At 59.7% G+C, this 24,054-nt stretch carries 18 protein-coding genes and 1 riboswitch; of the genes, 13 read left to right on the top strand and 5 right to left on the bottom strand.

The genetic code is table 11. From position 1 onward, the window contains the following. The first annotated feature begins 1 nt into the window (after position 1). Genes ACOI7D_RS15960 through aroD form a run of 3 tightly spaced genes read left to right on the top strand, consistent with a single transcriptional unit; the run spans position 2 to position 2,876 of the window. Positions 2-865 (top strand): shikimate dehydrogenase, encoded by an 864-nt coding sequence (locus tag ACOI7D_RS15960; RefSeq protein WP_017901194.1) that lies wholly within the window; start codon positions 2-4, stop codon positions 863-865. 10 nt (positions 866-875) lie between these two features. Continuing rightward, positions 876-2,090: an MFS transporter gene (locus ACOI7D_RS15955; RefSeq protein ID WP_032453837.1), complete on the top strand. Its 1,215-nt coding sequence runs from the start codon at positions 876-878 to the stop codon at positions 2,088-2,090. A 30-nt stretch (positions 2,091-2,120) separates the two neighbouring features. Continuing rightward, positions 2,121-2,876, top strand: coding sequence for a type I 3-dehydroquinate dehydratase (gene aroD / locus ACOI7D_RS15950; protein ID WP_109546655.1), 756 nt, complete (start codon positions 2,121-2,123; stop codon positions 2,874-2,876). Positions 2,877-2,913: 37 nt separating this feature from the next. Here aroD and ACOI7D_RS15945 read toward each other — a convergent pair whose 3' ends face one another. Further along, positions 2,914-3,810, bottom strand: a complete 897-nt coding sequence (locus tag ACOI7D_RS15945; protein ID WP_004204315.1) for a LysR family transcriptional regulator — start codon at positions 3,808-3,810, stop codon at positions 2,914-2,916. A 231-nt stretch (positions 3,811-4,041) separates the two neighbouring features. Between ACOI7D_RS15945 and ACOI7D_RS15940 the strand changes: the two genes are divergently transcribed. Further along, complete coding sequence (locus ACOI7D_RS15940; RefSeq protein WP_109546656.1) at positions 4,042-5,352, top strand: MFS transporter; 1,311 nt, start codon at positions 4,042-4,044, stop codon at positions 5,350-5,352. 44 nt (positions 5,353-5,396) lie between these two features. Here ACOI7D_RS15940 and ACOI7D_RS15935 read toward each other — a convergent pair whose 3' ends face one another. Both ACOI7D_RS15935 and sgrT read right to left on the bottom strand, forming a co-directional pair. Beyond that, a complete protein-coding gene (locus ACOI7D_RS15935; protein ID WP_023291966.1) occupies positions 5,397-6,581 on the bottom strand; it encodes a sugar efflux transporter in 1,185 nt (394 codons plus the stop codon). Positions 6,582-6,858: 277 nt separating this feature from the next. After that, entirely contained in the window at positions 6,859-7,011 is a 153-nt protein-coding gene (gene sgrT, locus ACOI7D_RS15930) for a glucose uptake inhibitor SgrT (protein ID WP_004204309.1), read from the bottom strand. A gap of 87 nt (positions 7,012-7,098) precedes the next feature. On the opposite strand from sgrT, the gene sgrR reads away from it, so the two are divergent. The 4 genes from sgrR (at position 7,099) to thiQ (ending at position 12,298) form a co-directional block, all read left to right on the top strand. Then, complete coding sequence (gene sgrR, locus ACOI7D_RS15925; protein WP_023291965.1) at positions 7,099-8,754, top strand: HTH-type transcriptional regulator SgrR; 1,656 nt, start codon at positions 7,099-7,101, stop codon at positions 8,752-8,754. Positions 8,755-8,791: 37 nt separating this feature from the next. Further along, a riboswitch (TPP riboswitch) is annotated at positions 8,792-9,011 on the top strand. Positions 9,012-9,043: 32 nt separating this feature from the next. Further along, a complete protein-coding gene (thiB, locus tag ACOI7D_RS15920) occupies positions 9,044-10,027 on the top strand; it encodes a thiamine ABC transporter substrate binding subunit (protein ID WP_109546657.1) in 984 nt (327 codons plus the stop codon). Beyond that, a complete protein-coding gene (thiP, locus tag ACOI7D_RS15915; protein ID WP_032453832.1) occupies positions 10,003-11,613 on the top strand; it encodes a thiamine/thiamine pyrophosphate ABC transporter permease ThiP in 1,611 nt (536 codons plus the stop codon). Before thiB ends, thiP begins: the two co-directional genes overlap by 25 nt. Further along, the gene (gene thiQ / locus ACOI7D_RS15910; protein WP_032453831.1) at positions 11,597-12,298 is read left to right on the top strand and encodes a thiamine ABC transporter ATP-binding protein ThiQ; all 702 of its coding nucleotides are present in this window, start codon (positions 11,597-11,599) and stop codon (positions 12,296-12,298) included. The genes thiP and thiQ overlap by 17 nt, the downstream gene beginning before the upstream one ends. Here thiQ and ACOI7D_RS15905 read toward each other — a convergent pair. Beyond that, on the bottom strand, positions 12,285-13,052 hold the full coding sequence (locus ACOI7D_RS15905) for a DedA family protein (protein WP_109546658.1): 768 nt from the start codon (positions 13,050-13,052) through the stop codon (positions 12,285-12,287). The two genes, thiQ and ACOI7D_RS15905, sit on opposite strands and share 14 nt — an antisense overlap. Before the next feature lie 128 nt (positions 13,053-13,180). Beyond that, positions 13,181-14,026 carry an arabinose operon transcriptional regulator AraC gene (gene araC / locus ACOI7D_RS15900; RefSeq protein ID WP_004204301.1) on the bottom strand — a complete coding sequence of 282 codons (846 nt, stop codon included), beginning with the start codon at positions 14,024-14,026 and terminating at the stop codon, positions 13,181-13,183. Positions 14,027-14,362: 336 nt separating this feature from the next. Here araC and araB point away from each other — a divergent pair, with 336 nt between their 5' ends. The 5 genes from araB to rapA all read left to right on the top strand — a co-directional run bounded on the left by araB (position 14,363) and on the right by rapA (position 24,046). Then, positions 14,363-16,072 (top strand): ribulokinase, encoded by a 1,710-nt coding sequence (araB, locus tag ACOI7D_RS15895; RefSeq protein WP_109546659.1) that lies wholly within the window; start codon positions 14,363-14,365, stop codon positions 16,070-16,072. Positions 16,073-16,082: 10 nt separating this feature from the next. After that, positions 16,083-17,585: an L-arabinose isomerase gene (gene araA / locus ACOI7D_RS15890; protein WP_060591127.1), complete on the top strand. Its 1,503-nt coding sequence runs from the start codon at positions 16,083-16,085 to the stop codon at positions 17,583-17,585. A 137-nt stretch (positions 17,586-17,722) separates the two neighbouring features. Continuing rightward, positions 17,723-18,418, top strand: a complete 696-nt coding sequence (gene araD / locus ACOI7D_RS15885) for an L-ribulose-5-phosphate 4-epimerase (RefSeq protein ID WP_017901201.1) — start codon at positions 17,723-17,725, stop codon at positions 18,416-18,418. 176 nt (positions 18,419-18,594) lie between these two features. Beyond that, positions 18,595-20,952, top strand: coding sequence for a DNA polymerase II (gene polB, locus ACOI7D_RS15880; RefSeq protein ID WP_109546660.1), 2,358 nt, complete (start codon positions 18,595-18,597; stop codon positions 20,950-20,952). 187 nt (positions 20,953-21,139) lie between these two features. Further along, positions 21,140-24,046 carry an RNA polymerase-associated protein RapA gene (rapA, locus tag ACOI7D_RS15875; protein ID WP_032453828.1) on the top strand — a complete coding sequence of 969 codons (2,907 nt, stop codon included), beginning with the start codon at positions 21,140-21,142 and terminating at the stop codon, positions 24,044-24,046. The last annotated feature ends 8 nt before the right edge of the window (positions 24,047-24,054 follow it).

Genomic DNA, 24,054 nt, shown 5'->3' with positions numbered 1-24,054 from the left:
CATGGCAGAACGTATTACTGGACACACTGAGCTGATTGGTCTGATCGCCACCCCGATTCGCCACAGCATGTCGCCCACCATGCACAACGAGGCTTTCGCCCATCTCGGGCTGGACTACGTCTACCTGGCTTTTGAAGTCGGTAATCAGGAGCTGAAAGACGTTGTGCAGGGCTTCCGGGCTTTGAAGCTGCGCGGCTTTAACGTCTCTATGCCGAACAAAACCGAGATTTGCCAGTATCTTGATAAGCTCTCGCCGGCGGCGCAGCTGGTCGGGGCGGTGAATACCGTGGTCAATGACGACGGCGTACTGACCGGGCATATTACCGACGGCACCGGCTATATGCGCGCCCTTAGCGAAGCGGGTATCGATATTATTGGCAAGAAGATGACCGTGCTCGGCGCCGGCGGCGCGGCGACCGCGCTCTGCGTCCAGGCGGCACTGGATGGCGTGAAGGCGATCTCGATCTTCAACCGTCGCGATAAATTCTTCGCCAACGCTGAAGAAACGGTAGCCAAGATCCGCAACAACACGCGCTGCGAGATCCATCTGTTCGATCTCGACGATCATGACAAACTGCGTGCCGAAATCGACAGCAGCGTGATCCTGACCAATGCCACCGGAGTCGGCATGAAGCCGTTCGAAGGCCAGATGCTGCTCCCGGACGACAGCTTCCTGCGTCCGGACCTGATCGTCTCCGACGTCGTGTACAACCCGCGCAAAACCCACCTGCTGGAAGTGGCTGAGAAAAAAGGCTGCCGTACGCTAAACGGCCTCGGGATGATGCTGTGGCAAGGCGCGCGCGCGTTCGAAATCTGGACGGGTAAACAGATGCCGGTTGATTACATCAAAAGCATCCTGTTCTAAGGGGCAAGCGATGAAAAATAAATACGTCCCTACCGCGGCAGGGCTGTACCTCAACTACCTGATTCATGGCATGGGGGTGCTGCTGATCACCCTCAACATGGCCCATCTTCAGGAGCAGTGGGGAACAGACGCTGCCGGCGTATCAGTGGTGATCTCCTCGTTAGGGATCGGCAAACTGGCGACCATCGTGACCGGCTTTCTGTCGGATCGCTTTGGTCGTAAGCCCTTTATCTATCTGGGGATCCTCAGCTATCTGATCTTTTTTATCGGCATTCTGCTGACCAAAAATATCTATCTGGCCTATGTCTTCGGCATTATGGCGGGCCTGGCGAACAGCTTCCTCGACTCCGGCACCTATCCCGCGCTGATGGAATCTTTCCCGCACTCCGCCAGCCGGGCCAACGTGCTGATCAAAGCCTTCGTCTCCGCCGGACAGTTCCTGCTGCCGTTCATTATCAGCTTCCTGATCTGGGCGAATCTGTGGTTCGGCTGGTCGTTCGTGATTGCGGCAGCGCTGTTTGTTGTGAGCGGCCTCTATTTGCTCAAAATGCCGTTCCCGGATAGCCAGGCGGCGAAAAAAGAGGCCACCCCAGGGCCACAGGCGGAAACCTCCGCCCGTCCGCAGGCCAACAAACTGGATATGGTGATCTTCACCCTGTACGGCTATATCGGCATGGCGACATTCTATCTGGTCAGCCAGTGGCTGGCGCAGTACGGTCAGTTCGTGGTCGGCCTGCCCTATGCCTCGGCGATTAAGCTGCTCAGCATCTACACCGTCGGGTCGCTGGTCTGCGTCTTCGTGACCGCCGCCTTCGTCAAAGAGGTGTTCAGCTCCGCCGTCGCCATGATCATCTATACTGGCCTGTCGATGGTCTCGCTGCTGCTGGTATGCCTGTTCCCGACGCCGATGATGGTTACCGGCTTCGCCTTTGTCATCGGCTTTGCCGCCGCGGGCGGAGTGCTACAGCTGGGAGCGACGATCATGGCGATGAGCTTCCCGAACGGGAAAGGCAAGGCAACCGGCATCTTCTACACCGCCGGCAGTATCGCCAGCTTCACGATCCCGCTGATCACCGCCAAACTTTCGCAGATCAGTATTGCCAGCATTATGTGGTTTGATTTTGCGATCGCCGTGATCGGCTTTGTGATCGCCCTGTACATCGGCTATCGTCAACTGCAGGCTCGGGCGGCGCAAAAAGTATCACCCACCGCAGTCACCGCCTGAGGTTCAACGCGAATAATAATGGATGCCTACATGACAAATGCAGTTACCGTAAAGAACATCACCTTCCAGGAAGGGGAAACCTTAATTTGTGTACCGCTGATCGGCAAAACGCTGGATGAAATACTGGGTAACGCCCACGGCCTGGTCGACGCCGGCGCCGATATCATCGAATGGCGCGTTGACCACTTTACTCAGGTGAGAGAGATGGCTCAGGTGATGGCCGCGCTGGCGGAAATCCGTGGCGCGCTGAAAGCGCTGCCGCTGCTGTTCACCTTCCGCAGCAAGAAAGAAGGCGGCGAGACCGGGCTCAGCGACGAGGCCTACTTCGCGCTCAACCGCGAAGCGGCGCGCAGTGGCCTGGTTGATGTCATTGATATCGAGCTGTTCAATGATGAAGCGCAGATCCGCGCGCTGGTTGACGATGCGCATGCCGCGGGCGTCAAAGTGATCATGAGTAACCATGATTTTCATAAGACCCCCGCCCAGGAAGATATCATCTATCGCCTGCGCCGCATGCAGGATCTGGGCGCCGATCTGCCGAAGATCGCGGTGATGCCGCAATCGCCGCAGGACGTTCTGACCCTGCTCGCCGCCACGCTGATCATGAAAGAAAAGTATGCCACCCGCCCGCTGATCACCATGTCGATGGGAAAATCGGGCGGCGTCAGCCGGGTGACCGGGCGTCTTTTTGGCTCAGCCATGACCTTCGGTACCGTGGGTCAGGCTTCCGCGCCGGGACAGATCGCCATCGACAAGCTGCGTGAAGTGATGGATATTCTCTCCTGATAACCCCTTAGCCCGGAGGACCTCTCCGGGCTATTCGCTAACAGATCTTCTGGCTGTCGTGGATGACCACATTTTTAAACGACTGCAGCGCCGGGGAAAGTCCGCGGTCTTTCATGGTCGCCAGATAGATATAGCGCGGAGGGAGGGTGTTTTTAATCTTCAGGATATGGACGTTGTAATGGGAGAGCGCCGAGATCCTCGGCATGATCGCGATCCCGTAGTCAATGCTGACCAGCCCGGCCATCGCGGTATCCTCTTCCACGTAGCAGGCAATCTCCGGCACCAGCTTTTGCTGCATAAATACATTATCGATAAACGGACGTAAGCCGCTATTTTCTGAAAAATAGATATAGGGATAATGAATCGTCTCCACGAGGTCGACTTCATGTTCATACAGCCGGGCCAGCGGATGATCCCTGGCGGTCACCACCACCAGCTCCTGCTGAATAACCGGAATAAAATCGATATCGGGTTCATCGGCAATATAAGAGCAGATCGCCAGATCGACTTTTCCCGCTTTCAGCTCCTGCAACAGCGTCAGCGAGGTCCCTTGAGTAAAAGAAAAAGTCACGTTGTGAAACTCAGGTGAAAGAGAATATTTATTAATTAACTGCGGAACAACATATTCGCCCATCGTGTAAATAAAGGCGATACGAATGTTTTCTTTATTTTCAGCGCCGTTTTTTTGCAAAACTGTGCGGCCATTTTCCAGTGAGGCCAGCGCATCTTCGACATACGGCAGAAAACGCTTGCCGTTTTGCGTAATTTTAACGTTCCGTCCCTGTCTGGCGAACAGCGCGACCCCTAACTCCTTCTCCAGCTCTGATATCGCATGGCTTAGCGAAGGCTGGGTGATGCACAGACTGGAGGCCGCTTCGGTATAATGTTCAGTTTCAGACAGACGTTTAAAATAATAAAGTTGCTTTAGGTTCATTATTTTTGCCCGTATAATATAAGAATAAATCCACTGATGCTAATATACCATGCAAGCCACCAATAATGCGCACGCGCGGGAAAATATTGGCGGTGCATCAAATATTATTTTCTGAAGCGGATGAATGTGCCACAAAGCGTTGCCATTCATAGATACTACCTATAGTTCCCGGAGATATTTTTGCATATACAAATATATGCAAAAATATTTTAAACTTTAAAGGAACTCGCTATGAGTATGTCAAACTCTCAGGAAGTCCTCACATCCTCATCGGGGACGAAAAAAAGAAGCCGCGTTCGGATAGTTATTTTACTGCTGTTGTCCGTCGGAACGATGATCAATTATCTCGACCGCACCATCCTCGGTATCGTTGCCCCACAGTTAACCCAGGAAATTCATATCGATCCGGCGATGATGGGCATCATTTTCTCCGCCTTTGCCTGGACCTATGCCCTGGCGCAGATCCCCGGCGGCATGTTTTTAGACCGCTTCGGCAACAAACTGACCTATGCCCTGTCAATTTTCTTCTGGTCGCTGTTTACCCTGCTGCAAAGTTTCACCCTCGGGCTTAAATCTCTGCTGCTTTTGCGCCTGGGACTCGGCGTCAGTGAAGCGCCCTGCTTCCCGGCCAACAGCCGCATCGTCAGCACCTGGTTCCCGCAGCATGAGCGCGCGCGGGCGACGGCAACATATACGGTTGGTGAATATATAGGACTGGCGGCCTTCTCGCCGCTGTTATTTTTAATCCTCGAACATCATGGCTGGAGAACGCTTTTTTTCCTCACCGGCGGATTAGGTATTTTATTTACTTTGGTGTGGTGGCGTTTTTATCACGAACCCCATGAATCGCGCACGGCTAATCAAGCGGAGCTGGATTATATCGGCGCAAACGGCATTGACAATAAAATCCAGAACGTTCCATTTAACTGGCGTGACGCCAGGCACCTGCTGGGCTGTCGCCAGATCCTCGGCGCCAGTCTGGGTCAGTTTGCCGGTAACACCACGCTGGTGTTTTTCCTGACGTGGTTTCCCAGCTATCTGGCCAACGAGCGCCATCTTCCCTGGCTGCACGTTGGCTTCTTCGCCACCTGGCCGTTCCTCGCCGCCGCCATCGGCATCCTCTTCGGCGGCTGGATCTCGGACCGACTGCTGAAGCGAACCGGCTCCGTCAACATCAGTCGGAAGTTACCAATAATTTCCGGATTATTACTCTCCAGCTGTATTATTGCGGCGAACTGGGTGAGCGCCAACAGCACCGTTATTATTATCATGTCGGTGGCGTTTTTTGGCCAGGGAATGGTTGGCCTGGGCTGGACGTTAATTTCTGATATTGCCCCGGAAAATATGGCAGGCCTGACCGGCGGTATATTTAATTTCTGCGCTAATATGGCATCGATTATAGCCCCACTGATAATTGGCGTGATTATCTCCGCTACGGGTAACTTCTTTTACGCACTGATCTACGTCGGCCTGACGGCGCTGATCGGCGTGATTGCCTACATCTTTATCATCGGCGACATCAAGCGAATCGAACTGAAGTAAACCCGGCGGCCCCGGCGAATTGCACGCCGGGGCGAAGAGGACGGTCAGATATCCTTTACCTTGCTGGTTAAAAACAGCGTCACCAGCGAAATCGCGGCGATCGTCCAGTAGACGCTGGCGTGGCCATAGCTTTGCGACAGCGCCCCCTGCATCACGCCGGCCAGGATCACGCCAGTGGAAATACTGTTGGTAAACAGGGTGGTCGCCGCCCCCGCGCGCCCCGGCATTAAATCCTGGAACCACAGCATGCCGATCCCGGCGATAATGCCGATAAAGATGGCGTTGAACAGCTGCAGGGCCAGCAGCGCCGTACGGCCATGAAACAGGATCAGCCCCAGATAAAACAGCACACCGGCCGCCACCGCCGCCACCATCATTTTACGTTTACCAAAGCGCTTCACGTAGTAGCCGGCGAGGATCATCGCCGGAATCTCCAGCCCGGCGGCGGTGCCCATCAGGATCCCGGCCAGGCTGTCGGGAAGCCCGAGATCGCTGCTGATCCACAGCGGCATATCAATGATATACATGGTGTTGCAGGTCCACATCAGGGTGGAGGCGATAAACAACATGCGTACGTTCTTGTCCTGCCAGCCGCCGGCCTGCGCCAGCGCCTCCGCCTCTTCCGAGGGCTGCTCCACGCGCGGAACCGAGGGCAGTTTGACGGCAATCAGCGCCAGGCTGATCACAAAGATGCCCGCCGCAATGGAGAACATGGTGGTAAAGCCATAGTTGAGCGCCAGCATAAAGGCCAGCGGCGGGCCAATCACCCACGCCAGGGACAGCTGGGCACGCATGACCGAGCTGAACATCACCACTTCCCGCGCCGAGCTGTCGGCATACTCCCGCGCCAGGGCAAAGAGCTGCGGCATGGCGGCGTTAGCGATGGATGCCAGCATCACCCCGCAGGTGATCAGCGTCAGATAGTGGCGGTTGAAGGCAAACAGCAGCGCATTGCCTACCGCCATCAGGCAGCAGAACATAATTAACCGCCGCCGGTCGCCGCGGCTATCGGAGCGCTTGGCCAGCGCCAGACTCACCAGGATCCCGGCTATCGCATTCACGGTGTAGAACAGGCCCACCCAGAACGGCTGCGCCCCCACTTCGCGGCTGAGAAACAAACTCAACGTCGGCGCCTGCAATGCGCCCGCCACGCCCATCATAAAAGCAACCAGCATAAAGGCGGCATAGACGCCGTTTAGCCGTCGTCCCATCGTCATCAACCACAGCATGAAATGTCCTTAACACACGCGAAGTAAACGAAAAAAGCCAGCAGAGGCTTTCTGCTGGCGGGTGATTCTATACTCTGTGGAATTCACGTTGCAGGACAAACGGTTAACCGTTTTTGCGCTGGCTCCGAAAGGGTGAGTCCCGTAGGGGCGATTCACGCGGCCAGAACTTAGGGCTCTGGGAGCATCGACAGCGATAAACCCGGGCGAGCGCGCGCACCTGCAGCTTGAAAAACGACGAGTATAACACCAATACTCAGTCACACATGATGTCTGCAAGTCAATGATCAGAGGTCTTTGACGTCACTCCCCACTGCATCAGTTCTCCCAGAATTTCCTGCTGTCGTCCTGCCATCAGGCGGGCCAGCCAGGACGCTTCCTGCGTCGCAGAAAAGTAGCGCTGGTAGAACGATTTTGCGGTAGACCTCATCATATTCACCTCCTCGCTTCATCGGGATTCATTATTGGCTTAATATGGGGAGTAATAAATTGCTGAGTTTTGCGCAGGAGTTCCCCTTTTATGTCTTCCGGCCGTCTGCAACAACAGTTCATCCGTCTATGGCAGTGCTGCGACGGCAAGTCGCAGGAGACCACCCTCAACGAGCTGGCGGAAATGCTGAGCTGCTCGCGCCGCCACATGCGCACCTTGCTCAATATGATGGAGTCCCGCGGCTGGCTGACCTGGGAGGCGGAGGCTGGCCGCGGAAAACGCTCGCGGCTGACCTTTCTCTATACCGGCCTCGCCCTGCAGCAGCAGCGTGCCGAAGATCTGCTTGAGCAGGATCGCATCGATCAGCTGGTGCAGCTGGTCGGCGATAAAGCCGCCGTCCGTCAGATGCTGGTCTCGCATCTCGGGCGCAGCTTCCGCCAGGGTCGGCACATCCTGCGCGTGCTCTACTACCGGCCGATGAAGAATTTACTGCCCGGCAGCGCGCTGCGGCGTTCGGAAACCCATATCGCCCGGCAAATATTCAGCGCTCTGACGCGGGTAAATGAGGAAAATGGGGAACTGGAAGCCGATATTGCCCACCACTGGCAGCAGTTGACGCCCACCCACTGGCGCTTTTTCCTCCGGCCAGGCATCCATTTTCACCATGGCCGTGAGCTGGAGATGACCGATGTGATCGCTTCTCTGCAGCGCAGCAATGCCCTGCCGCTCTATTCGCATATCGAACGCATTGCGTCGCCCACCGCCTGGACCCTGGATATTCATCTGCGCCAGCCCGACCGCTGGCTGCCCTGGCTGCTGGGCCAGGTACCGGCGATGGTGCTGCCGCAGGAGTGGCGGACCATGAACCACTTTTCTTCGATGCCGGTCGGCACCGGCCCGTATGCCGTGGTGCGCAACAATCAGAACCAGCTCAAGATCCACGCCTTTGAGGACTATTTTGGCTACCGGGCGCTGATCGATGAGGTGAACGTCTGGGTGCTACCGGAAATTAGCGAAGAGCCCAACGGCGGCCTGACGCTGCAGGGCAATACCGAAAGCGAAAAGGCGGTGGAGAGTCGTCTGGAAGAGGGGTGCTACTACCTGCTGTTCGACTCGCGAAGCCCGCTGGGCGCCAACGAGGCGGTGCGCCGCTGGTTAAGCTATCTGTTTCAGCCCGCGAACCTGCTCTACCACGCGGGCGAGCTTTACCAGGGCAACTGGTTTCCCGCTTACGGCCTGCTGCCGCGCTGGCATCACGCCAGCAACCACGCCTGCGACAAGCCGGCGGGCCTGGAGACGGTCACCCTCACCTACTACCGCGATCACGTCGAACATCGGGTGATCGGCGGGATCATGCGCGACCTGCTGGCGGCGCACCAGGTGAAGCTGGAGATCCAGGAGCTGGAGTACGATGCCTGGCATCGCGGCGAGGTGGTCAGCGATATCTGGCTCAACAGCGTTAACTTCACCTTGCCGATCGAATTCTCGCTATTCGCCTATCTGTACGAAGTCCCGCTGATTCAGCGCTGCATCCCCATCGACTGGCAGGAAGACGCCAGCCGCTGGCGCGCGGGAGAGTTTAATCCGGCTACCTGGAGTCAGCGCCTGCTGGCCAGCCAGCATATCGTGCCGCTGATCCATCACTGGCTGATGATTCAGGGCCAGCGCAGCATGCGCGGCGTGCGGATGAACACCCTCGGCTGGTTCGATTTTAAATCCGCATGGTTTGCGCCGCCGGAGCCGTAAGCGCTTTCCGTCATCTGACAAAATCATTACACTAAGGCCGTTCTCAACGGGGTGCTAATAAACATACGCAATATCATTCAAGTTGCATCAAGGCAGCAAGCGGGTGAATCCCCTGGAGCATAGATAGCTATGTGACTGGGGTGAACGCGCGAAGCTAACGCAGATGCGGCTTGAAGGATGAAGCGTATGGGCTGAGAAAATACCCGTCGAACCTGATCCGGATAACGCCGGCGAAGGGATTTGAGGCTCACTCAAAATCCTTTGCCACCCCTTTTTTCTGAGGTGCAAAGTGTTGAAAAAATTACTCCCGCTGCTGGCGCTGGTCGCCATGCCCGCTCTGGCTAAGCCTGTCCTTACCGTCTATACCTATGACTCCTTCTCTGCCGACTGGGGCCCCGGCCCGGCGGTCAAAAAAGCGTTTGAAGCGGACTGCGGCTGCGAGCTGAAGTTCGTCGCGCTGGAAGATGGCGTTTCGCTGCTGAATCGTCTGCGCATGGAAGGCAAGAACAGTAAGGCTGACGTCGTGCTGGGCCTGGATAACAACCTGCTGGAAGCCGCGGCGCAGAGTCAGCTGTTCGCTAAAAGCCACGTTCCCGCCAGCGCGGTCAGCGTGCCGGGCGGCTGGGATAACGACACCTTTGTCCCCTACGATTACGGCTATTTCGCCTTCGTCTATGACAAAAACAAACTGGCCAATCCGCCGAAAAGCCTGAAAGAGTTGGTCGAGAGCCCGCAGAAGTGGCGCGTCATCTATGAAGATCCGCGCACCAGCACCCCGGGGCTGGGGCTGCTGCTATGGATGCAAAAAGTCTATGGCGATAAAGCGTCCGAGGCCTGGCAGAAGCTGGCGGCGAAGACCGTTACCGTCACCAAGGGCTGGAGCGAAGCCTACGGTCTGTTCCTGAAAGGCGAAAGCGACCTGGTGTTGAGCTACACCACCTCGCCGGCCTACCACATTATTGAAGAGAAAAAAGACCACTATGCGGCGGCGAACTTCGCCGAAGGCCACTATCTGCAGGTCGAAGTTGCCGCCCGTACCGCCGCCAGCAAGCAGCCGGAACTGGCGGAGAAATTCCTCAAATTCATGGTATCTCCTGGCTTCCAGAACACCATCCCCACCGGCAACTGGATGTATCCGGTGACCCAGGTCGCGCTGCCGGCCGGTTTTGCAACCCTGGTGAAGCCGCAGACCACGCTGACGTTTACCCCGCAGCAGGTCGCCAGCGAGCGTCAGACCTGGATTAGCGCATGGCAACGCGCCGTCAGCCGCTAAACCTTAGCGGGCTGCTGCCGGGCCTGTTCGCCGCCACGCTGCTCTGCGCCGTCGCGCTGGCGGCGTTTCTGGCGCTGTGGTTCAGCGCGCCCGGTACGGGCTGGCAGACGATCTTCAGCGATAGCTACCTCTGGCACGTGGTGCGCTTCTCCTTCTGGCAGGCGTCGCTCTCAGCGCTGCTTTCGGTGGGCCCGGCCGTCTTTCTCGCCCGCGCGCTTTATCGGCGTCGCTTCCCCGGCCGCACCCTGCTGCTACGCCTGTGCGCGATGACCCTGATCCTGCCGGTGCTGGTGGCGGTGTTCGGCATCCTCAGCGTCTATGGCCGCCAGGGCTGGCTGGCCTCGCTGTTTCACGCTTTCGGCTGGCAGTGGGATTTCTCGCCTTACGGCCTGCAGGGCATCCTGCTGGCGCACGTCTTTTTCAATATGCCGATGGCCACCCGCCTGCTGCTGCAGGCGCTGGAGAACATTCCCGGCGAGCAGCGGCAAATTGCCGCCCAGCTTGGCATGCGCGGCTATGCCTTCTTCCGCCTCGTCGAATGGCCATGGATGCGCCGGCACATTCCCGCCGTCGCCGCGCTGATTTTTATGCTCTGCTTTGCCAGCTTCGCCACCGTGCTGTCGCTGGGCGGCGGCCCGAAGGCCACCACCATTGAGCTGGCTATCTACCAGGCGCTGAGCTTTGACTACGATCCGGCGCGAGCGGCGATGCTGGCGTTGATCCAGATGCTCTGCTGCCTCGGGCTGGTGCTGCTCAGCCAGCGTCTCAGTAAAGCGGTGGCTATCGGCGTCAGCCATGTCCGCGGCTGGCGCGACCCTGACGATCGCCTGCATAGCCGGCTGAGCGATGGGTTGCTGATCGGCGCCGCCCTGCTGCTTCTGCTGCCGCCGTTGCTGGCGGTCATCGTCGACGGGATCAACCGCAACATGCTGGACGTGCTGGCGCAGCCCGCCCTCTGGCAGGCATTGACGACTTCTCTGCGCATCGCCATTGCCGCCGGGCTGTTGAGCGTCACCCTGACGATGATGCTGCTATGGAGCAGTCGCGAGCTGCGCGCCCGTCAGCGGCCGCTGGCCGGGCAGGCGATGGAGCTGAGCGGCATGCTGATCCTTGCCATGCCGGGCATCGTGCTGGCTACCGGCTTCTTCCTGCTGCTCAATAACAGCATCGGTCTGCCGGAGTCCGCCGACGGCATCGTCATCTTTACCAATGCTCTGATGGCGATCCCCTACGCGCTTAAAGTGCTGGAAAACCCGATGCGCGACATTGCCGTCCGCTACAGCATGCTCTGCCAGTCGCTGGGGATCGAAGGCCTGGCGCGGCTGCGGGTCATCGAACTTCGCGCGCTCCGGCGCCCGCTGGCCCAGGCGTTAGCCTTCGCCTGCGTGCTGTCGATTGGCGACTTCGGCGTGGTGGCGCTGTTCGGCAACGAGGCGTTCCGCACCCTGCCTTTCTATCTGTACCAGCAGATAGGCGCCTACCGCAGCCAGGACGGCGCCGTCACCGCCCTGCTTCTGCTGCTGCTCTGTTTCTTATTATTTACGCTGATTGAAAAACTTCCGGGGCGTGATGCTAAAACTCAATGATGTGACCTGGCTGTACCAGCATCTGCCGATGCGCTTTACTCTCGACGTCGCGCGCGGCGAGCGCATCGCGGTGCTCGGCCCCAGCGGCGCCGGAAAGAGCACCCTGCTGAATCTGATCGCCGGTTTTCTGCCGCCCGCCAGCGGCAGCCTGCAGATTAACGGCGAGACGCATCACGCGACGCCGCCGGCGCAGCGTCCGGTTTCGATGCTGTTCCAGGAGAATAACCTGTTTAACCATCTGACCATTCGGCAGAATATCAGTCTCGGGATCCACCCTGGCCTGAAACTGAGCCGCGAACAGCAGCAGAAAGTCACGGCGATTGCCGCCCAGATGGGAATTGATGACCTGCTTGAACGCCTGCCGGGAGAGCTCTCCGGCGGTCAACGGCAGCGCGCGGCGCTGGCCCGCTGTCTGGTGCGCCAGCAGCCGGTGCTGCTGCTGGATGAACCCTTCTCAGCGCTCGACCCGGCGCTGCGCCAGGAGATGCTGGCGCTGGTGGCTGATGTCTGCGAGCAGCAGCAGCTCACCCTGCTGATGGTCTCGCACAGCGTGGAAGATGCCGCGCGCATTGCGCCGCGCTCGATTGTGGTCGCCGAAGGGCGCATTGTCTGGGATGGCGCTACCGCCGAGCTGTTAAGCGGCCACAGCAGCGCCTCTTATCTGATGGGGATCAGCGCGCAATAACCTTGTGCAGGATCGCCAGATAGACCGGCATCAGCGGATGGCGGAAGACAAACGTTAACGCCGTTGCCACCAGCGCGACCATAAGCGGCGTCAGCCACAGCAGACGCCCGCGCGGCAGCCAGCGGGTCAGCCGATCGCCAGACGTTTTCGCGCTCCGCCACAGCCGCCAGCACAGCCACCCTGCCAGCCAGGCGAGCAGCGCCGCCCCCAGCAGCAGCCATTTAAAGCTGGCGCTGTTTTCATCGGCCGGAATATCAATCGCCGCCCCGGCGAGAATGCCAGGCAGGAAATAGAGCGGCGGCCAGAGCAGGCAGCCGATAATATTCGGTAGCACGAATTTGGCCACCGGCAGGTCGAGCATCCCGGCAACCATCGGCACCAGCGGACGCGTCGGCCCGACAAAGCGGCCAATCAGGATGGTGATCATGCTGTGCTGGTGCAGCGCATGCTCGGTTTTCTCCAGCAGGGCGCGGTTTTTCTTCATGAACGACCAGCGGTGCAGCGGCTTTTTAAAGCGCCATCCGAGCCAGAATGAGATCCAGTCGCCCAGCAGACAGCCCACGATCCCCGCCAGCCACGCCTGCCAGAAGTTAACCTCACCGCCGCCAATCAGCGCCCCAAGGCCGGCCATCATCACCGTTCCGGGTAAGATAAGCCCCACCAGCGCCAGCGACTCGAGAAAGGCCACCAGCATCACGGCTAACAGCGAGTAGACCGTGGATTGGGTAATAAAGTGTTCGAGCAATGCTTGCATAATGTACCCGGTTAAAAAACGAAGCCCGGATTCTCCGAAGCCATCGCGCCGTCGTCAAGCCACCAATTGTCTTAATAGTTTACTGGCTGTGACATTTAAGCGGGTCATCATTTCACTTTCTTTACTTTTTATTCACATCCCGCGCGGAATTCGCTCGGGCTGGCGCCGGTGCATTTTTTGAACACGCGGGAAAAATAGAGCTGATCTTCAAAGCCGACGTTGCGCCCGACGGTGGCGATCGGCATCCGCGTGGTGCTCAGCAACAGTTTGGCCTGGCTGATACGCTGGTCCTCCCGCCAGCCGAGGACGCTGATCCCCAGCTGCTGGCGAAACAGGTGCGACAGGCGCGAGGGCGACAGGCAGACGTGCTGGGCGACGCTGGCGATATCAAAATGGCTGTCCGCCAGATGGTCGCTGATGTACTGGCAGGCGTCGCGCACCCGGTTATCCAGCGGCGGATGCAGCGATTCGTTGATGGCCTCCATCCGCCGCAACAGGAGCTGTTCCAGCAGATTAATCGCCAGCAGTTCGGAATAGCGCCCCGCCCCTTGCCCGGCATCGACGATCTGGCCGAACAGCTCGCCAAAGCGCGCCTGCCACTGCTCGTCCGGACGGAAAAAGCCGGTCTGGGCGAAGATCGTCGGCCAGTTGAGCCACTCGTGCCAGTAGGCGCGCGGGCGGAAGTAGACCCACTGGTGATACCACTCGCTGGCGTCGGGATGGCGGCCGTAGTGATGGATCTCCCCCGGCGGGAACAGCAGCATATCGCCCGGCCGGCAGACAAACTGCTCGCCGTGGTTGTTGATTACCCCCTCGCCGCGGATCGTCAGGTTGAGGATATAGCCTTTCATACCCAGCGGGCGGTCGATAAAGAAATCCAGGTATCCCTGCGCCTCAATCGGCGTCAGGCCGGTGACCAGATGAGCGTTAAAAGAGTAGCCCGGCAGCAGCGGATCGTTTTGCGTTTCGGCCATACGCGTGGTTCTCCCGAAGGTATTAGTGACACCAATTGTCCATATTCATCATTTTATCGCTCTCGGCCCTGTCACGACTGCGACGGCGGTGGAAATTTCGCTAAAAAGCCGCACAGCAAGCGAAAAAAGCGCCAGCAGCGTGCATTCCACCGGGATATGTCGGGTAACAAAAGTGTCTATAAATACGGCAGGAAAGTCCACATCGAATATTTGCACGGCGTCACACTTTGCGAGGTGACAGCAAAATAATCCATAAGATTAGCGAATCCGGCCTGACGGATTTTGCCGGGGATATCTACTGTTGCTGCATGAATGATTTCTGCATGGAGTAACAAGATGGCAATTGCGATTGGCCTCGACTTTGGTAGTGACTCAGTCCGCGCCCTGGCGGTGGAATGCGCGTCCGGCGCAGAACTGGCGGCAAGCGTGGAGTGGTATCCGCGCTGGCGGGAAGGACAGTATTGCGATGGCGCGAACAACCGCTTCCGCCACCACCCGCGAGATTACATCGAGTCCATGGAAGCGGCGCTGAAAAGCGTACTTGCCTCCCTGAGCGCCGAACAGCGCGCCGACGTCGTGGGCATTGGCGTCGACAGCACCGGCTCAACCCCGGCTCCCATTGATGCCGAGGGCAACGTGCTGGCGCTGCGCGAAGAATTCGCTGACAACCCTAACGCCATGTTTGTCCTGTGGAAGGATCATACCGCGGTCGAGGAAGCCGAGGCGATCACCGGCCTGTGCCACCAGCCGGGCAAAGAGGATTACTCGCGCTATATCGGCGGGATCTACTCCAGCGAATGGTTCTGGGCAAAAATCCTCCACGTCACCCGGGAAGATAGCGCCGTCGCCCAGGCAGCCGCCTCGTGGGTGGAGCTTTGCGACTGGGTGCCCGCCCTGCTCTCCGGCACTACGCGTCCGCAGGATCTGCGCCGCGGCCGCTGCAGCGCCGGGCATAAATCGCTGTGGCATGAGAGCTGGGGGGGTCTGCCGCCGGCCAGCTTCTTCGATGAGCTTGATCCCATCATTAACCAGCATCTGGCCTGGCCGCTGTTCACCGATACCTGGACGGCCGATGTGCCGGTCGGCACGCTAAGCGCAGAGTGGGCCCAGCGCCTGGGTCTGTCGCAGACCGTGGCCATCTCCGGCGGCGCCTTCGACTGCCATATGGGCGCCGTTGGCGCCGGCGCGCAGCCTAACGCGCTGGTGAAAGTCATCGGCACCTCCACCTGCGACATTCTGATTGCCGATAAAGAGAGCGTCGGCGACCGCACGGTCAAAGGCATCTGCGGCCAGGTCGACGGCAGCGTGGTCCCGCACTTTATCGGTATGGAGGCAGGCCAGTCCGCCTTCGGCGATATTTACGCCTGGTTTGGGCGCATCCTCGGCTGGCCGCTGGAACAGCTGGCCCGGCAGCATCCGGAATTGCGCGAACAAATCAAAGCCAGCCAAAAACAGTTACTGCCGGCGCTCACCGAAGCCTGGGCCAGTAACCCATCGCTCGATCATCTGCCGGTAGTGCTGGACTGGTTCAACGGCCGCCGCACGCCGAATGCCAACCAGCGCCTGAAAGGGGTGATCACCGACCTTAACCTGGCCACCGACGCGCCGGCGCTATTCGGCGGACTGATCGCCGCCACCGCCTTCGGCGCCCGCGCCATTATGGAGTGCTTCACCGAGCAGGGGATCCCGGTTAACAACGTCATGGCGCTCGGCGGTATCGCGCGGAAAAACCAGGTCATCATGCAGGCCTGCTGCGACGTGCTGAACCGTCCGCTGCAGATTGTCGCCTCCGATCAGTGCTGTGCGCTGGGGGCGGCTATCTTCGCCGCCGTCGCCGCCGGCGTCTATGACGATATTCCCGCCGCCCAGCAGCGGATGGCAAGCCAGGTGGAAACCACCCTGCAGCCACGCCCGGCGCAGGCGCAACGTTTCGAACAACTCTATCAGCGCTACCAGCAGTGGTCGGTCAGCGCCGAACAACACTATCTCCCTTCGGCTGCAAAGGCGGAAAAAGCCCCGCAATCTCAGGCAGCGCTCACCCATTAAGGATACGAATATGACGATTTTTGATAACTATGAAGTATGGTTCGTTATTGGCAGCCAACATCTCTACGGCCCGGAAGCCCTGCGCCAGGTGACGAAGCATGCCGAACAAGTGGTGAACAGCCTGAATGCGGAAGCCAAACTGCCGTGCAAACTGGTCCTCAAGCCGCTGGGCACTACCCCGGACGAGATCACCCATATCTGCCGCGACGCCAACTACGATGACAAATGCGCCGGGTTAGTGGTCTGGCTGCATACCTTCTCGCCGGCAAAAATGTGGATCAACGGCCTGACCATCCTCAACAAGCCGCTGCTGCAGTTCCATACGCAGTACAATGCCGCGCTGCCGTGGGACAGCATCGATATGGACTTTATGAACCTGAACCAGACCGCGCACGGCGGCCGCGAGTTCGGCTTCATCGGCGCCCGTATGCGCCAGCAGCACAGCGTGGTGACCGGCCACTGGCAGGATAAAGAGGCCCACCAGCGCATCGGCGGCTGGATGCGCCAGGCGGTCTCCAGACAGGATACCCGTCATCTGAAAGTGTGCCGTTTCGGCGATAACATGCGTGAAGTGGCGGTGACCGACGGCGATAAAGTCGCGGCGCAGATCAAGTTTGGCTTCTCAGTGAACACCTGGGCGGTCGGCGATCTGGTGCAGGTGGTCAACAGCGTCAGCGACGGCGATATCAGCGCGCTGGTCGATGAATACGAGAGCAGCTACCGTCTGACCCCGGCGGCGCAGGTTCACGGCGACAAACGCCAGAACGTGCTGGACGCCGCGCGCATTGAGCTGGGGATGAAACGCTTCCTCGAACAGGGCGGTTTCCATGCCTTTACCACCACCTTTGAAGATCTCCACGGCCTGAAACAGCTCCCGGGTCTCGCCGTACAGCGCCTGATGCAGCAGGGCTACGGCTTTGCCGGCGAGGGCGACTGGAAAACCGCCGCTCTGCTTCGCATCATGAAGGTGATGTCAACTGGTCTGCAGGGCGGCACCTCCTTTATGGAGGATTACACCTACCACTTCGACAATGGCAACGATCTGGTGCTCGGCTCGCACATGCTGGAAGTGTGCCCGACGATCGCCACCGCTGAGAAACCGATCCTCGACGTCCAGCCGCTGGGCATCGGCGGCAAAGCGGATCCGGCGCGCCTGATCTTCAATACCCAGACCGGCCCGGCGATTGTCGCCAGCCTGATCGACCTGGGAGACCGCTTCCGTCTGCTGGTCAACACCATTGAAACCGTCCCGACGCCGCACGATCTGCCGAAGCTGCCGGTGGCCAACGCCCTGTGGAAAGCGCAGCCGGATCTGCGTACCGCTTCGGAAGCCTGGATCATCGCCGGCGGCGCGCACCATACCGTCTTCAGCCATGCGCTGAACCTCGACGATATGCGCCAGTTCGCCGAGCTGAATGATATCGAGCTGACCGTCATCGACAACGATACCCGTCTGCCGGCCTTCAAAGACGCGCTGCGCTGGAATGAAGTCTATTACGGTTCAAAACGCTAAAAGGTCGTCCCCTCACCCTACCCCTTTCCCCGCCGGGGAGAGGGTACCGGCCGGGCGCGATGCCGCCTTCCTCCCTCTCCCGCCGGGAGAGGGCCGGGGTGAGGGATACCCGACTCGCCTGCTATTCGGAGCACACTATGTTAGAAGATCTTAAACGCCAGGTTCTGGAAGCCAACTTAGCGCTGCCGCAGCATAATCTGGTGACCTTAACCTGGGGCAACGTCAGCGCCGTCGACCGCGACCAGGGCGTTCTGGTTATCAAACCCTCCGGCGTGGATTATCGCGTAATGACCGCCGACGATATGGTGGTGGTCAGTCTGGAGAGCGGCGAAGTGGTGGAGGGTAAGAAGAAGCCCTCGTCGGATACCCCGACCCATCGCCTGCTGTATCAGGCTTTCCCGACGCTGGGCGGCATTGTGCATACCCATTCGCGCCACGCCACCATCTGGGCGCAGGCCGGGCAAGCTATTCCGGCGACCGGCACCACCCACGCCGACTATTTCTATGGTCCAGTGCCCTGCACCCGGCTGATGACCGATGCGGAGATCAATGGCGAATACGAATGGGAAACCGGCAAGGTGATTGTTGAAACCTTCCGCCAGCGCGAGATCGACCCGGCGCAGATGCCCGGCGTGCTGGTTCATTCCCACGGCCCGTTCGCGTGGGGTAAAAATGCCGAAGACGCGGTGCATAACGCCATCGTGCTGGAAGAGATCGCGTATATGGGCATCTTCTGCCGCCAGCTGGCGCCGCAGCTGCCGGATATGCAGCAGACCCTGCTGGATAAGCACTATCTGCGTAAGCACGGGGCTAAAGCCTACTACGGCCAATAATCACCCTGTTCGCGCTGCGCCTGGCAGGGCTACGGCTCCGCCGCGTCGGGTAGCCCGGATAAGGTCACAAGCCGAAATCCGGCGCCACCTTAACGCCGAGTACCTGTATAAAACCCCAGCACCCCCTGAGAAACCAGGCTATAATCAGGCCTGGTTTTTTATCGTTGAGAGCACCCGTGACCCAGCCACGAGCAGGTTTTTTACTCACCCGTCACTGGCGGGACACTCCGCAAGGCACCGAGCTGTCCTTCTGGCTGGCCACCGACGACGGCCCGCTGCAGGTCACGCTGCCGCCGCAGGAGTCCGTCGCCTTTATCCCCGCCGCGCAGCGGGCGCAGGCTGAGCGACTGCTGCAGGGTGAGAAAGGCTTCCGCTTCGCCCCGCTGGCCCTGAAAGATTTCCACCGCCAGCCGGTGGTCGGCCTCTACTGCCGCGCCCATCGTCAATTGATGCGTCTGGAGAAGATGCTCCGCGACAGCGGCGTCACCCTCTATGAGGGCGATATCCGTCCGCCGGAGCGCTACCTGATGGAGCGCTTTATTACCGCCCCGGTGTGGGTGGAAGGCGAAACGCGTGGCCCGCATCTGGTCAACGCGCGCATGAAACCCCATCCTGACTATCGTCCGCCGCTGAAATGGGTGTCGCTGGATATCGAAACCAGCCGTCACGGCGAGCTGTACTGCATCGGCCTGGAAGGCTGCGGTCAGCGGGTGGTCTACATGCTGGGCCCCGAACCGGAAACGCCGCCAGACGTCGATTTCGATCTGGTCTACGTCGCCAGTCGCCCCCTGCTGCTGGAAAAGCTCAACGCCTGGTTTGCCGATCACGACCCCGACGTGCTGATCGGCTGGAACGTGGTGCAGTTCGATCTGCGCGTCCTGCAAAAGCATGCCGAACGCTATCGTATCCCGCTGCGGCTCGGCCGCGGCAACAGCGAGCTGGAGTGGCGCGAGCACGGCTTTAAGAACGGCGTCTTCTTCGCCCAGGCCCACGGCCGGCTGATTATCGACGGTATCGAGGCGCTGAAATCGGCGTTCTGGAATTTCTCCTCTTTTTCGCTGGAGGCGGTGGCGCGCGAGCTGTTGGGCGAAGGCAAAGCCATCGACAACCCGTGGGATCGGATGGATGAGATCGATCGCCGCTTCCATGACGATAAACCGGCGCTGGCCATCTATAACCTACAGGACTGCGAGCTGGTGACGCGGATCTTCCACAAAACGGAGATCATGCCGTTTCTGCTCGAACGAGCGACGGTCAACGGCCTGCCCGCCGATCGCCACGGCGGCTCGGTCGCCGCCTTCAGCCACCTCTATTTTCCGCGCATGCACCGCCTGGGCTACGTGGCGCCGAACCTCGGCGACGTGCCGCCGCAGGCGAGCCCCGGCGGCTATGTGATGGACTCCCGCCCCGGCCTGTATGACTCGGTGCTGGTGCTGGACTACAAGAGCCTGTATCCGTCGATCATTCGCACCTTTTTAATCGATCCGGTCGGCCTGGTGGAGGGCCTGGCGCAGCCCGATGACCAGCACAGCATTGAGGGCTTCCTCGGCGCCCGCTTCTCGCGAGACAAGCACTGCCTGCCGGGGATTGTCAGCCAGATCTGGCATGGCCGCGATGAAGCCAAGCGCCGGCACAATAAGCCGCTCTCCCAGGCGCTGAAGATCATCATGAACGCCTTTTACGGCGTACTGGGCACCAGCGCCTGCCGCTTCTTCGACCCGCGTCTCGCCTCGTCGATCACCATGCGCGGCCACGCGATCATGCGTCAGACCAAAGCGTTAATTGAAGCCAAAGGCTATGACGTTATCTACGGCGATACCGACTCCACCTTCGTCTGGCTTAAGCGCCCGCACAGCGAAGCGCAGGCGGCGGAGATTGGCCGGACGCTGGTGAACGATGTCAACGCCTGGTGGGCGCAGGAGCTTGGCAAAAGCCAGCTTACCAGCGCCCTGGAGCTGGAATACGAAACCCACTTCTGCCGCTTTCTGATGCCGACGATCCGCGGCGCCGATACCGGCAGCAAGAAGCGTTACGCCGGCATGATTCAGGAGGGCGACGGCCAGCGCATGGTTTTCAAAGGGCTGGAGACGGTGCGCACCGACTGGACGCCGCTGGCCCAGCAGTTTCAGCAGGAGCTGTACCTGCGCATCTTCCGCAACCAGCCGTATCAGGATTATGTGCGGGAGACTATCGCCAGGCTGATGAACGGCGAGCTCGATGAGCAGCTGGTTTATCGCAAACGCCTGCGCCGGCCGCTGGCGGAGTATCAGCGCAACGTGCCGCCTCATGTGCGCGCCGCGAGGCTTGCCGATGAGCACAACCTGAAGCGGGGTCGGGCGCAGCAGTATCAGCAGCGCGGCACCATCAAATACGTCTGGACCACCGGCGGCCCGGAACCGGTGGATTATCAACAATCGCCGCTCGATTACGACCACTATTTGTCAAAGCAGCTGCAGCCGGTGGCGGAAGGGATCCTGCCCTTCGTCAACGACGACTTTGCTACAATAGTGACAGGACAGCTGGGGCTATTTTGATTTTTTCACACCCATTCTGCGGGCGCAGAAGCCTGAAAATGAACCGTGAGGAGGACGTGACGAACGTTCTGCCATCCAGTAATATAGCGCCCTTTCCATTCCTGGCCCCAATTTTGACGCATCTCCGGTTGTACATGGGGATGATCAACTATTGCCTGCAATTAAAGAACTAAAGAGCCGAACATATATGCCTTTTACACTTGGTCAACGCTGGATTAGCGACACAGAGAGCGAACTAGGATTAGGGACGGTGGTAGCGCTGGATGCGCGCATGGTCACTCTCCTCTTCCCCGCCATCGGCGAAAACCGTCTGTACTCACGCAACGATTCTCCGATCACTCGCGTGATGTTTAACCCGGGCGACACCATTACCAGCCACGAAGGCTGGCAGCTCCACGTTGACAAAGTGCATGAAGAGAACGGGCTGCTGTCCTACACCGGCACGCGCCTCGATACCCAGGAAGCGAACGTCACCCTGCGTGAAGTGCTGCTCGACAGCAAACTGGTGTTCAGCAAGCCGCAGGACCGCCTGTTCGCCGGCCAAATCGACCGCATGGACCGCTTTGCCCTGCGCTACCGCGCGCGCAAGTTCCAGAGCGAGCAGTACCGCATGCCGTGGAGCGGCCTGCGCGGCCAGCGCACCAGCCTGATCCCGCATCAGCTGAACATCGCCCACGATGTGGGTCGTCGTCACGCTCCGCGCGTCCTGCTGGCCGATGAAGTGGGCTTAGGTAAAACCATCGAAGCTGGGATGATCCTGCACCAGCAGCTGCTCTCCGGCGCCGCCGAGCGCGTACTGATTGTGGTCCCGGAAACCCTTCAGCACCAGTGGCTGGTGGAGATGCTGCGCCGCTTCAACCTGCGCTTCTCGCTGTTTGACGACGAGCGCTACGCCGAAGCGCAGCATGACGCCTATAACCCGTTTGAAACCGAACAGCTGGTGATCTGCTCTTTAGACTTCGTGCGCCGCAGCAAGCAGCGTCTGGAGCATCTGTGCGACGCCGAGTGGGACCTGATGGTGGTCGATGAAGCGCACCACCTGGTGTGGAGCGAAGAGGCGCCGAGCCGCGAATATCAAGCCATTGAACAGCTGGCCGAGCGCGTGCCGGGCATTCTGCTGCTGACCGCGACGCCGGAACAGCTGGGGATGGAGAGCCACTTTGCGCGCCTGCGCCTACTGGATCCGAACCGCTTCCACGATTTCGCGCAGTTTGTCGAAGAACAGCAGAACTACCGTCCGGTGGCCGACGCCGTCGCCCTGCTGCTGGCGGGCAACAAGCTGAGCGATAACGAACTCAATACCCTCGGCGATCTGATCGGCGAGCAGGATATCGAGCCGCTGCTGCAGGCCGCCAACAGCGATCGCGAAGACGCCCAGGCCGCGCGCCAGGAGCTGGTCTCGATGCTGATGGACCGCCACGGCACCAGCCGCGTGCTGTTCCGTAACACCCGTAACGGCGTCAAAGGTTTCCCGAAACGCGAGCTGCACACCATTCGCCTGCCGCTGCCGACCCAGTACCAGACGGCCATCAAAGTGTCCGGCATCATGGGCGCCCGCAAAACCGCGGAAGAGCGCGCGCGCGACATGCTCTATCCGGAGCAGATCTATCAGGAATTTGAAGGCGATACCGGCACCTGGTGGAACTTCGACCCGCGCGTCGAGTGGCTGATGGGCTACCTGACCAGCCACCGTTCGCAGAAGGTGCTGGTGATCTGCGCTAAGGCCGCCACCGCGCTGCAGCTGGAGCAGGTGCTGCGCGAGCGCGAAGGTATCCGCGCCGCCGTGTTCCATGAAGGAATGTCGATTATCGAACGCGACCGCGCCGCGGCGTGGTTTGCCGAAGAAGACACCGGCGCCCAGGTGCTGCTGTGCTCTGAGATCGGTTCCGAAGGACGCAACTTCCAGTTCGCCAGCAATCTGGTGATGTTCGATCTGCCGTTTAACCCGGATCTGCTGGAGCAGCGTATCGGCCGTCTCGACCGTATCGGCCAGGCGCACGATATCCAGATCCACGTCCCGTACCTGGAAAAGACCGCGCAGTCGGTGCTGGTGCGCTGGTACCACGAAGGTCTCGACGCCTTCGAACATACCTGCCCGACCGGACGGACCGTTTACGACAGCGTCCATGACGAGCTGATCAACTACCTTGCGGCGCCGGAATCCACCGACGGCTTTGACGATCTGATCAAGTCCTGCCGCCAGCAGCATGACGCCCTGAAAGCGCAGCTGGAGCAGGGCCGCGACCGTCTGCTGGAGATCCACTCCAACGGCGGCGAAAAAGCCCAGGCCCTGGCGGAGAGCATCGAAGAGCAGGATGACGACACCAGCCTGATCGCCTTCTCGATGAACCTGTTCGATATCGTCGGCATCAACCAGGACGACCGCGGCGAAAACCTGATCGTCCTCACCCCTTCCGACCATATGCTGGTCCCGGACTTCCCGGGTCTGCCGGAGGACGGCTGCACCATCACCTTCGAGCGTGACGTGGCGCTGTCCCGTGAAGACGCGCAGTTCATCACCTGGGAGCACCCGCTGATCCGCAACGGCCTCGACCTGATCCTCTCCGGCGATACCGGCAGCAGCACCATTTCCCTGCTGAAGAACAAGGCGCTGCCGGTCGGCACTCTGCTGCTGGAGCTGATCTACGTGGTCGAAGCGCAGGCGCCGAAGCAGCTGCAGCTCAACCGCTTCCTGCCGGCGACCCCGGTTCGCATGCTGCTGGATAAAAACGGCAACAACCTCGCCGGCCAGGTGGAGTTTGAAAGCTTCAACCGCCAGCTGAGCGCGGTCAATCGCCACACCGGCAGCAAGCTGGTCAACGCGGTTCAACAGGACGTTCACGCCATTCTGCAGCAGGGCGAAGCGCAGATCGCCAAGGCGGCGCAGGGGCTGATCGACGCGGCGCGTAGCGAAGCCGACGATAAGCTGACGGCGGAGCTCTCCCGTCTGGAAGCGCTGAAGGCGGTCAACCCGAACATCCGTGACGACGAACTGGCGGCGATTGAAAGTAACCGCCAGCAGGTGCTGGAGGCGCTGGGACAGGCCGGATGGCGTCTGGACGCGCTGCGTCTGATCGTCGTCACTCACCAGTAACGGAACGC

Source organism: Klebsiella sp. C360 (assembly GCF_048822415.1).
GTDB lineage: Bacteria > Pseudomonadota > Gammaproteobacteria > Enterobacterales > Enterobacteriaceae > Klebsiella > Klebsiella quasipneumoniae.
This window is presented reverse-complemented; position numbering and strand designations above follow the sequence as displayed.

Bases quoted from the DNA above. Each gene is read 5' to 3' on its own strand.
- sgrT (WP_004204309.1), bottom strand. From the start codon at position 7,011: ATGATGAGGTCTACCGCAAAATCGTTCTACCAGCGCTACTTTTCTGCG.
- ACOI7D_RS15905 (WP_109546658.1), bottom strand. From the start codon at position 13,052: ATGCAAGCATTGCTCGAACACTTTATTACCCAATCCACGGTCTACTCG.
- araB (WP_109546659.1), top strand. From the start codon at position 14,363: ATGGCAATTGCGATTGGCCTCGACTTTGGTAGTGACTCAGTCCGCGCC.
- aroD (WP_109546655.1), top strand. From the start codon at position 2,121: ATGACAAATGCAGTTACCGTAAAGAACATCACCTTCCAGGAAGGGGAA.
- sgrR (WP_023291965.1), top strand. From the start codon at position 7,099: ATGTCTTCCGGCCGTCTGCAACAACAGTTCATCCGTCTATGGCAGTGC.
- ACOI7D_RS15955 (WP_032453837.1), top strand. From the start codon at position 876: ATGAAAAATAAATACGTCCCTACCGCGGCAGGGCTGTACCTCAACTAC.
- thiQ (WP_032453831.1), top strand. From the start codon at position 11,597: ATGCTAAAACTCAATGATGTGACCTGGCTGTACCAGCATCTGCCGATG.
- araD (WP_017901201.1), top strand. From the start codon at position 17,723: ATGTTAGAAGATCTTAAACGCCAGGTTCTGGAAGCCAACTTAGCGCTG.
- araC (WP_004204301.1), bottom strand. From the start codon at position 14,026: ATGGCCGAAACGCAAAACGATCCGCTGCTGCCGGGCTACTCTTTTAAC.
- ACOI7D_RS15960 (WP_017901194.1), top strand. From the start codon at position 2: ATGGCAGAACGTATTACTGGACACACTGAGCTGATTGGTCTGATCGCC.
- ACOI7D_RS15935 (WP_023291966.1), bottom strand. From the start codon at position 6,581: ATGCTGTGGTTGATGACGATGGGACGACGGCTAAACGGCGTCTATGCC.
- ACOI7D_RS15940 (WP_109546656.1), top strand. From the start codon at position 4,042: ATGAGTATGTCAAACTCTCAGGAAGTCCTCACATCCTCATCGGGGACG.
- araA (WP_060591127.1), top strand. From the start codon at position 16,083: ATGACGATTTTTGATAACTATGAAGTATGGTTCGTTATTGGCAGCCAA.
- ACOI7D_RS15945 (WP_004204315.1), bottom strand. From the start codon at position 3,810: ATGAACCTAAAGCAACTTTATTATTTTAAACGTCTGTCTGAAACTGAA.
- rapA (WP_032453828.1), top strand. From the start codon at position 21,140: ATGCCTTTTACACTTGGTCAACGCTGGATTAGCGACACAGAGAGCGAA.
- thiP (WP_032453832.1), top strand. From the start codon at position 10,003: ATGGCAACGCGCCGTCAGCCGCTAAACCTTAGCGGGCTGCTGCCGGGC.